Below are 8982 nucleotides of genomic sequence, written 5' to 3' on the forward strand. Positions count from 1 at the left end.
CGGGGCAATAAGGGGAACACTAGCAGATTTGGAGTAGGTTTTTTTGCCTGCGCGGCGCTTATTTCGTCTGGGTGCCTGCGGTGTTGGCCTTTCCTTGAATTGATATTGGTCTATTAGTGTTGCCCCTGTGCGGGGCGGGCACCTACTTTTCTTTGCCTGCCGCAAAGAAAAGTAGGCAAAAGAAAGCGGCTCACACCGTAAGCTCATAAGCGGGGCCCCCGCACAGTCACGGTAGTGGTGCATCTGGAATCGGTGTCCTCGCACATTCGGCGCGAGTGACAAGGCGCTCATACTTCCCGCCTCGCACTGCGTGCTCGCCGGAACGGATCATCAGGATGAACGGAGGCCCTGTTTGCATGTGGCGTGCAATTGGCGCAACTTTGCGTTACTAGCCGGAGTCAATCGTTAGAAATCGCTGTCCTTCATCATTCACGTCTCCACTCCCGCCCCTTGCCAATGACCTATCCCACTCTCTCCGCCCTCTCTCGCACCCGCCTTCGTACCGCGCTCGTCGCGGCGTTCATGTGGCACGCGTCTCTTGCAGGGGCTGGGCAGCCGATTGATGCGTCCGGCGACGGTGGGGGCATCGCGAGTGCCGCCATGCACGTCGCGCCGCCCACGCAAGCGTCGCCCGTCGTGGCCGTGCCGCCGTCCGAGCAGTACCCCACGTTGTATCGTGATGTCGAACTCGCTCATCTCTTTCCCGACAGCAAAACCTTCGCCGATATGGTGCCGCTTTCGCCGCCCGCGCAGATCGCAGCTGCTTATCAGGCGGCAAAGGCGCAGGCTAATTTCAGTCTCGGGGACTTCGTGAAGCGTAATTTCGTGCTCCCCACTCGCACCGCAAAGGCCTATGTCTCCGATCCGAATCAGGATGTGGTCAGTCATATCGATACGCTCTGGAATGTCCTGCGCCGAGAGCCGGATGCGACGGCAAGCCCGTGGTCGTCGCTGTTGCCGTTGCCCTACGCGTACATCGTGCCGGGCGATCGTTTCGATGAGATCTACTACTGGGATTCGTACTTCATCATGCTCGGTCTGGAACAGAGCGGACAACACGCACTGGTCGTCGATGAACTGAAAAACTTCGCGACCCTGATCGATCGGTATGGCCATATTCCCAACGGTAATCGCACCTACTATCTGAGCCGCTCGCAGCCGCCGTTCTTCGCGCAGATGGTCCGCCTTGTCGCCGAGCAGGACGGTGACGGCGTCTATGCGCAGTACCTGCCCGAATTGCAGCGCGAATACGCCTACTGGATGGACGGCAGCGACGGTCTTCCGGCAGGCCAGGCGAGCCAGCATGTGGTACGCCTCGCCGACGGGACGCTGCTCAATCGCTATTGGGACGAACGCGCTGCGCCCCGTGACGAGTCGTATCGCGAAGACGTCGTCACCGCACAGCAAACGCCTCAACGCGACGCCGCCGATCTGTGGCGCAATCTGCGCGCAGGCGGTGAAACCGGTTGGGATTTCAGCTCGCGTTGGTTCGCGGACGGCAAGACGCTCGCCACCGTCGACGTCACCTCGATCGTGCCCGTCGACCTGAATTGCCTGCTGGCCGATCTGGAACGCACGCTGGCAAAAGCATATCGTCTGCGCGGCGATGTCACCCATGCGGAAAACATGGAGCAGCGCGCCGCCACGCGAGCAGACGCCATCCGGCGCGTGCTGTGGGACCCGAAACTGCAAGCGTTCGGAGACTATGACTTCGTGCATCGCTCACTCACGCATCGCCTCACCGCCGCCACGGTCTATCCGTTGTACACGGGTGTGGCGAGCCGTCAGCAGGCGAAGACCGTCGCCGCCACCGTGCAGCGCGAATTGCTACGCCCCGGCGGACTCGCCACCACGCAAGTGAACAGCGGTCAGCAATGGGATGCGCCGAACGGCTGGGCACCCCTGCAATATCTGGCAGTGATCGGCTTGCGCCGCTATAGCGAACCAGCCCTCGCGCAGACCATCGCCACGCGCTGGATCAAGACCAACGTCTCCTACTATCAACACACCGGCAAACTGGTCGAGAAGTACGACGTCGATGCGGCCACGCCGGGTGTCGCCGCAGGCGGCGGCGAGTATCCGCTGCAAGATGGCTTCGGTTGGACCAATGGCGTGCTGCGCGTCCTTCTCGTGCTTTATCCGCAAACCGTGCAGGCCTCGCGGCCCAGCGATATTCCTGAAGGTCCCGCAGGCGTGTCGGCAGCCGCGGCTTCCGCAGCCGCGGCACCGAAGAATACCCATCGGCTGCATGAGACGCGAGTCAATCCGTAACCTTCGGTCTCGTCATTGCAGCACGTAAAAAACTGGCCGGTTCACACCGGCCAGTTCCGCTTTAGCAACACGGCTGCTTGAAAAGCCTCGTTGGCCAGCCAAACTGATACGCGAGGCATGCCGTCATTACGCCGGCACCGTCTCCGCCTGCGCGGCACGCGACCACACGCGATGCTGCTCAGCCACCTTGACGAAGTTCTTCAGTACGTCGGCCGCCTGCCTGTCGTCGCCACTGACTACACCGTCCGCATGGTCCGGCAAGTGGGCCGCAGCCAGCACCTCGCGGCCCGCGCCGATCGCCGCCAGCGCCTTCAGATGCTTGAAGGCTTCGAGCACAAAGTGCCGTGCATCGCCCGATTGCGCCAGCGTCTTCGCACCCGCTTCGCCACCCACCACGATCACCGCGTCGAACATGATCGACGGCAAGCCGGCAATGGTCGCGTCCGGTGCCATGCCGTCGATGGCGGCAAGCGTCGGCGCAATCAACATCGGCGTCGCGCCCTCGCCTTTCAGCGCCTGTTGCAGCTTCCTGATCGCGGCGCCGTCGGAACCGGGCGCGGCCAGCAACGCGATCTTGCAGGTCTTGATGCCGGGCTTCACTCGATTGAGCAGGCTCAGCGCCGGCGACGCCTTTGTCCCCGTGAGCTTCGCCGTGCCTTTCTTCGGGGCGGGCAAACCGAGTCCTTCGGCGACCTTCGCTGCTAGCCCCGCATCGAAGTTGGCAAGAATCTCGTTCACCACGCGCGCGCGAATCTCCGGCTTGGTGACCTTGCCGAGTTCGAACTGATACGCGGCGGCGATATGATCTTTCTCGGGCTGGGACATGCTGTTGTAAAACAGCGCGGCCTGCGAAAAGTGATCGGCGAACGAGTCGCTCCGCACTCGAATTTTGGTGCCTTCCACGCGCTCCTGATAGCTTTCAAACCCGCCATCCGAAGCCGCCGGATCCGTTTCCTTCGGCCAGCCGCCGCTTACCGAATTCGGCTCGTACGAGGCTTGCCCGACATTGATCGACTGGCGATGCATCGCATCGCGCTGATTGTTATTGAACGGGCATACCGGGCGGTTGATCGGAATCTCGTGGAAGTTCGGTCCGCCAAGGCGGCTGATCTGCGTGTCGGTGTACGAGAACAAACGCCCTTGCAAAAGAGGATCGTTCGAGAAATCCAGACCCGGCACGATGTGCCCCGGATGGAATGCAACCTGTTCGGTCTCGGCGAAGAAGTTGTCCGGATTACGATTGAGCGTCATCTTGCCGATGATCTTCACCGGTACCACTTCTTCGGGAATCAGTTTGGTTGGATCGAGCAGGTCGAAATCGAACTTATGTTCGTCGGCTTCCTCGACGATCTGCACGCCCAATTCGAATTCGGGGAAGTCACCCCGTTCGATCGCTTCCCACAGATCACGCCGATGGAAATCCGGGTCTTTGCCGGCGAGTTTCTGCGCCTCGTCCCATAGCAGCGAGTACGAGCCCAGCACCGGACGCCAGTGAAATTTGACGAAACGCGCTTTGCCCTCTGCATTCACGAAGCGGAACGTATGAATGCCGAAGCCTTCCATGGTGCGCAGGCTGCGCGGAATCGCGCGGTCGGACATGGTCCACAGCACCATATGCGCGGACTCGGGCACAAGCGACACGAAATCCCAGAAGGTATCGTGCGCGGAGCCGCCGGTCGGCATTTCATTCGGCGCTTCCGGTTTTACCGCATGCACGAAGTCAGGAAACTTGATGGCGTCCTGAATGAAGAACACCGGCATGTTGTTGCCGACCAGATCGTAGTTACCTTCCTGCGTGTAGAACTTCACCGCGAAGCCGCGCACATCGCGCACCGTATCGGCCGAGCCGCGCGGGCCCTGCACCGTCGAGAAACGTACATAGACCGGTGTCTGCTCGTTCGGGTCCTGCAGGAATGCAGCCTTGGTGTACTCGCGCATTGACTCGTACACCTGAAACACGCCATGCGCGGCCGAGCCGCGTGCATGCACAATACGCTCAGGGATCCGTTCATGATCGAAGTGCGTGATCTTCTCACGCATGATGAAATCTTCCAGCAGCGAGGGACCGCGCGGACCCGCGCGCAGGGTGTTCTGGTTGTCGGCGATCTTCACGCCCTGGTTGGTTCTCAGCGCCTGGCCTTCCGGAGAGACTCGAAACTGTTCGAGATCCTTCGATTTCGGATCGTTGGCCTGCGCAGGCTTTGCTGCGGGCATCTGCGTATTCGTTTTACCTGCCATGGGGATGTGCTCCTTGCGTTCGGGCGCGCCCGGGGAATGTCCGGTCTAACGCATCAGACGAAAGCAGCAAACCATGTACCCGCGAATTAACCTGTGGAGGTTCTACGCGAGTCTTCACCACACTTCATTATTAAGGCGCGCCGCAATGGCACGCCTTTGCCTCATACGCTCGAACCTCAAAACGCTGTATCAGAAGCGATAGTTAATGGAGATATCGGCCACACCGGTGGCACGTGTATGTGTAAGCGGACTATTGCCCGCACCGCCCACGAGTTGTTCAAAGGCGCCGTCCGCGGTGGCAAACCAGTGCTTGTCGAACAGCCACACTGCGCTAACGCCGAAGCCCACAGACTTGAAGCCGGCACTCGCGTGATACTGCGAGTATTGCGAGTGTGCCGCCTGATTCGCATTCACGCCGTACCAGCTGTTCATGTAGTTTGAATCGGCGAGCGACACGTTCGGTCCGGCAAACCAGAAGAAATTCCTGGTGCTGCCCGGCATCGGCATATAAGCGCCCAGATCGCCGATCCAGCCATTCGATCCGCCGAAGTAGCGGCGCACATCGGCGCGCAAGACCAGCGGGAAATCCTTCGACACGACATATTCGCCGGACAGTTTCAGGCCCGGCGCCGGATTGATGTTGCCCATGCCGCTCAGTTCCTGCGCATCGTCTTTGGCGCGGCGTCCCAGGTCGTAGACCGCCGCGAGACTCGCGCGCCAGTTCTGCCCCTGCGCGAAGTTCACGCCGAGGCCCTCGCCGCTCGAAAAGAAGAACAGGTCCTTGTAACGCACGTCGATGCTCGGGCCGGCCATCAGGTGATAACGGTCGGCGCCTTCATAACGCGGCTGGAACGACGTCGCCGCCCCGACGCGCACCTGCCAGTCCGGAATAGTCGGCTGCCACATCTTCTGCAGTGGAATGCCCACGGAGTACTGCCATTCGCCCAATGGCGAAGGGGTCTGGCCCAGAGCCGAATGCGGTAAAGCGGCAATCCCGCCGATGGTCGCGACGACCAGAGAAGTTGCCGCGATGCTTGTTTGTTTATTGCGGATCTCGCCGATCCGCTTTCTACGGCTGTTCAACACCAGAAGCCTCCGTTCTCGCCTATCGCGAAGGGTTTATGTCTCGCCCGAGTGTCCAGATGGATTAAAAAACATCGGGACGACCGCCGCACTGCTACGCACGACGTGTAATTTTTTCAGCAGACACCACGCATTGCCCGGCAAAAAGCACTGTTCGACGCTGATGGCACCGTAAATTGGGCTTTGGTATGAACAGCGGCGTACGAAATATTTGCCGACGCAGGGTCCGGTGCAAAATGCGGGCCTGGTCGCTGGAGCAGCGGCTCGGACGGTAAAACCTGAGGACGGACCGACGGCGACGGCAACCACGCCGCGGCAATGACAGGCCAGAATACAGGCACAAAAATCGTGTCTTACTGCGCCGCTTCCACCAGCACAGGCTTCTCGCGATAGAGATTCGGAAACAGTCGCTTGAGGTTGGCGACTTTCGGAACGTCATAGAGAGCGATATAGGCGGAGTTGGGATGCAGCGTCAGGTAGTTCTGATGGTAGAACTCGGCCGGGTAGAAGCCTTTGAACGGCTCCGTCTTCGTGACGATCGGCGCGGGGAAAGCGTGTGCCTTCTCGAGCTGGGCGATATAACTTTGCGCGACATGACGCTGCGTGTCATTCAGCGGGAACACCGCTGAACGATATTGCGTGCCGCTATCCGGCCCTTGGCGATTCAACTCGGTGGGATCCTGAATCACCGAGAAATAGATCTGCAACAACTGCCCGTAAGTAACCTTGGTCGGATCGAACGTGACCTGCACGGATTCAGCATGACCCGTGTCACCGCCACTGACGGTCTCGTACTGCGCGGTGTCGCGCTGGCCACCCGAATAACCCGACACCGCCCTGGTGACGCCCCGCACGTGCTGGAACACGCCCTGCACGCCCCAGAAGCAGCCGCCCGCGAACACGGCGGTTTCTTCGTGCGCGGACGTGGCTGAGATCGGCTCATCGAGCGCGGGCGGCGCAATGACCACCGCGGTCTCCGACGAAAACGCCATGCGCTGCGCCAGCAGCAGCGCTACCGCGCCGAGCCCCACCGATAGCGCGACAGCGGTTCCACGCGAGCGGGCCGGTTTGCCGATGATCCGTTTCTCGATCTTCATGATGTCCGTCCCGATTCGATCAACTCGTCCCGCGCGCCGCGGGCGTAAAAGTTAAAGCGAGGCCATTCATGCAATAGCGCAGGCCGGTCGGTTTGGGACCGTCGTCGAATACGTGACCCAGATGGCCGCCGCAACGCCGGCATAGTACTTCGTCGCGCGTCATGCCGAGGGATTTATCCGTATGCGTGATGACCGCGTGATCCAGCGGCTGCCAGAAACTCGGCCAGCCGGTGCGGCTATCGAACTTCGTCTTCGATGAAAACAGCGGCAATGCACAGCCCGCGCACGCGAATGTGCCGTCACGGTGCTCGTCGTTTAGCGGGCTGCTGAACGGCCGCTCCGTGCCGGCTTCGCGCAGCACGCGGTATTGCGCGTCCGTGAGCAGCTTGTGCCACTCGGCGTCGCTGTGCGCCACCTCGTAGGCCCCGGCCGTACCCATCTGCGCCGCGCTTGCCGTGCGCCAGGCCGCGGTGCTGCCGGCGAGCGACGCCGCGCCGATCAACCTGAAGAATAGCCGTCTGTTGAAAGTCATGATGATCGTCCCGGAAAGTCCGCACCGTTCACCCGTTCTGGCGCTGATGCAGCGCCCCCGAGTGGTCTCGACATTGAGTCGGCCCACCGGGGAATTTATGACAGCATGCGCGTCTTTTTATGTGACGGCGGCGATTACAACGGAAATTTCGTGGTCGACAGGATCTCCTTGAGCACCATGAATGAGCGGATTTGCCGGACGCCTGGCAGATACAGCAACTGCTCCGCGTGCAGACGATTGAAGCTGTCGCTATCGCGTGTGCGGATTGTCATGAAATAGTCGAACTCGCCGGTCACGACGTGGCACTCCATGCAGCCCGCCACTTTCTGCGCCGCTTTCTCGAACTCGGCAAACGACTCCGGCGTGGATCGATCCAGCACCAAGGCTCACGCGTGTTGTACGCGCACCTGGGCGGCGTCCCGGCGCTGAACGGCTACAGCTTCATATTCCGGAACGGCTAAAGCGAAGCGGCGCCCGCGCCGCCCCCGCCCCGATGATCCGTTCCGGCGAGCACGCAGTGCGAGGCGGGAGGTATGAGCCCTTTGTCACTCGCGCCGAATGTGCGAGAACACGGATTCCAGATGCACCACTACCGCGGCTGTGCGGGGGCCCCGCTTATGAGCTGGCGGGTTGAGCCGCTTTCTTTGCTTAGCTTTCTTTGCGGCGGCAAAGAAAGTAAGTGCCGCCCCGCACAGGGGCAACACTAATAGACCACTAAGAAATCAAGGACAGGCCAAAATCCAGATCAAGCAAAGTCCAACGCCGTAGGCAAAAAAAAACAATCACCCCCCCAACCCCTCCCTCAAAAACTGAACAAAAACCCTCACTGCAACAGAACCCTGCCGATGCTGCGGATAAACCGCATAAACCGAAACCGCCTTCGGCAAAAACTCCTCCAACACGGTCACAAGCTGCCCCCCAGCCAATGCCTCAGCCACAATAAAATCAGGAAGCCGAACAATCCCCAACCCAGCCACAGCCGCATCACGAATCAACTCCCCGTTATTCGCCCGCAGCGGCCCCTCCACCTCAAACCCTTTCGAAACCCCATCAACAACAAAATCCCAACTCACCACCCCACCATGCCCATACAGCAAACACGAATGCCGCGCGAGCTCAGCAGGATGCCGCGGCGCGCCACGCCGCCGCACATACCGTGGACTACAACACGCCACCATTCTGACATCGACGAGCTTCTGCGCGATCAGCGTGGAATCCGGCAACGTGCCGATCCGGATCGCCATATCGAACCCCTCACCCACCACGTCGACGGTGCGATCGCTCAACTCCATATCGAAGCGGACATCGTCATGCTCGCGTAAAAAGTTCGCCACCAACGGCGATAGATGCATCATCCCGAACGACATCGGCGCACTGACCCGCAACAGCCCACGCGGCCCGGCGCGCCGCAGCGACATCGCCTGCTCGGCGTCTTCCACCTCGCCCAGAATCCGCCTCGCACGCTCGTAAAACTCCTGACCGAGCTCGGTCACGGCCAGCTTGCGCGTATTGCGGATCAGCAACTGCACGCCGAGCGCCTCTTCGAGCGCCATCACGCGCCGGCTGACGAACTGCTTCGACAGCGCGAGCCGCTTCGCCGCAGCGGTGAAATTATGGGCGTCGACCGTGGCGACAAAGATCCGCATATCTTCGATTTGCATCGTATTGTCCACTAACTTGAGACAGTGTTTCCGTTTTTCCAGAGATTATACGCATCCAGATTGACCTACACTGTCATTCATGGATCGCGGACAAACATCT

General features: G+C 60.5%; 6 protein-coding genes and 1 pseudogene. 1 reads left to right on the forward strand and 6 read right to left on the reverse strand.

Features of this window, described 5'->3' with window-relative positions; genetic code table 11:
• Positions 1-456 precede the first annotated feature (456 nt).
• A complete protein-coding gene (treA, locus tag QOC89_RS11710; protein ID WP_323045163.1) occupies positions 457-2271 on the forward strand; it encodes an alpha,alpha-trehalase TreA in 1815 nt (604 codons plus the stop codon).
• A gap of 126 nt (positions 2272-2397) precedes the next feature.
• Here the strand turns inward: treA and katE are convergent, their stop codons facing one another.
• The 6 genes and pseudogenes from katE to QOC89_RS11740 form a co-directional block, all read right to left on the reverse strand.
• A complete protein-coding gene (gene katE / locus QOC89_RS11715) occupies positions 2398-4509 on the reverse strand; it encodes a catalase HPII (protein WP_323045164.1) in 2112 nt (703 codons plus the stop codon).
• 189 nt (positions 4510-4698) lie between these two features.
• The gene (locus QOC89_RS11720; protein WP_323045165.1) at positions 4699-5595 is read right to left on the reverse strand and encodes a MipA/OmpV family protein; all 897 of its coding nucleotides are present in this window, start codon (positions 5593-5595) and stop codon (positions 4699-4701) included.
• A gap of 350 nt (positions 5596-5945) precedes the next feature.
• The gene (gene msrA / locus QOC89_RS11725) at positions 5946-6689 is read right to left on the reverse strand and encodes a peptide-methionine (S)-S-oxide reductase MsrA (RefSeq protein ID WP_323045166.1); all 744 of its coding nucleotides are present in this window, start codon (positions 6687-6689) and stop codon (positions 5946-5948) included.
• 19 nt (positions 6690-6708) lie between these two features.
• Complete coding sequence (gene msrB / locus QOC89_RS11730; protein ID WP_323045167.1) at positions 6709-7221, reverse strand: peptide-methionine (R)-S-oxide reductase MsrB; 513 nt, start codon at positions 7219-7221, stop codon at positions 6709-6711.
• Between the two features lie 134 nt (positions 7222-7355).
• Positions 7356-7604: pseudogene (locus QOC89_RS11735) on the reverse strand (Lrp/AsnC ligand binding domain-containing protein); the annotation flags it as partial.
• 399 nt (positions 7605-8003) lie between these two features.
• Positions 8004-8882 (reverse strand): LysR family transcriptional regulator, encoded by an 879-nt coding sequence (locus QOC89_RS11740; protein ID WP_323045168.1) that lies wholly within the window; start codon positions 8880-8882, stop codon positions 8004-8006.
• Positions 8883-8982: the final 100 nt, after the last annotated feature.

It is taken from the genome of Paraburkholderia sp. (assembly GCF_034668105.1).
GTDB lineage: Bacteria > Pseudomonadota > Gammaproteobacteria > Burkholderiales > Burkholderiaceae > Paraburkholderia.

Bases quoted from the DNA above. Each gene is read 5' to 3' on its own strand.
- treA (WP_323045163.1), top strand. From the start codon at position 457: ATGACCTATCCCACTCTCTCCGCCCTCTCTCGCACCCGCCTTCGTACC.
- katE (WP_323045164.1), bottom strand. From the start codon at position 4,509: ATGGCAGGTAAAACGAATACGCAGATGCCCGCAGCAAAGCCTGCGCAG.
- msrA (WP_323045166.1), bottom strand. From the start codon at position 6,689: ATGAAGATCGAGAAACGGATCATCGGCAAACCGGCCCGCTCGCGTGGA.
- msrB (WP_323045167.1), bottom strand. From the start codon at position 7,221: ATGACTTTCAACAGACGGCTATTCTTCAGGTTGATCGGCGCGGCGTCG.
- QOC89_RS11740 (WP_323045168.1), bottom strand. From the start codon at position 8,882: ATGCAAATCGAAGATATGCGGATCTTTGTCGCCACGGTCGACGCCCAT.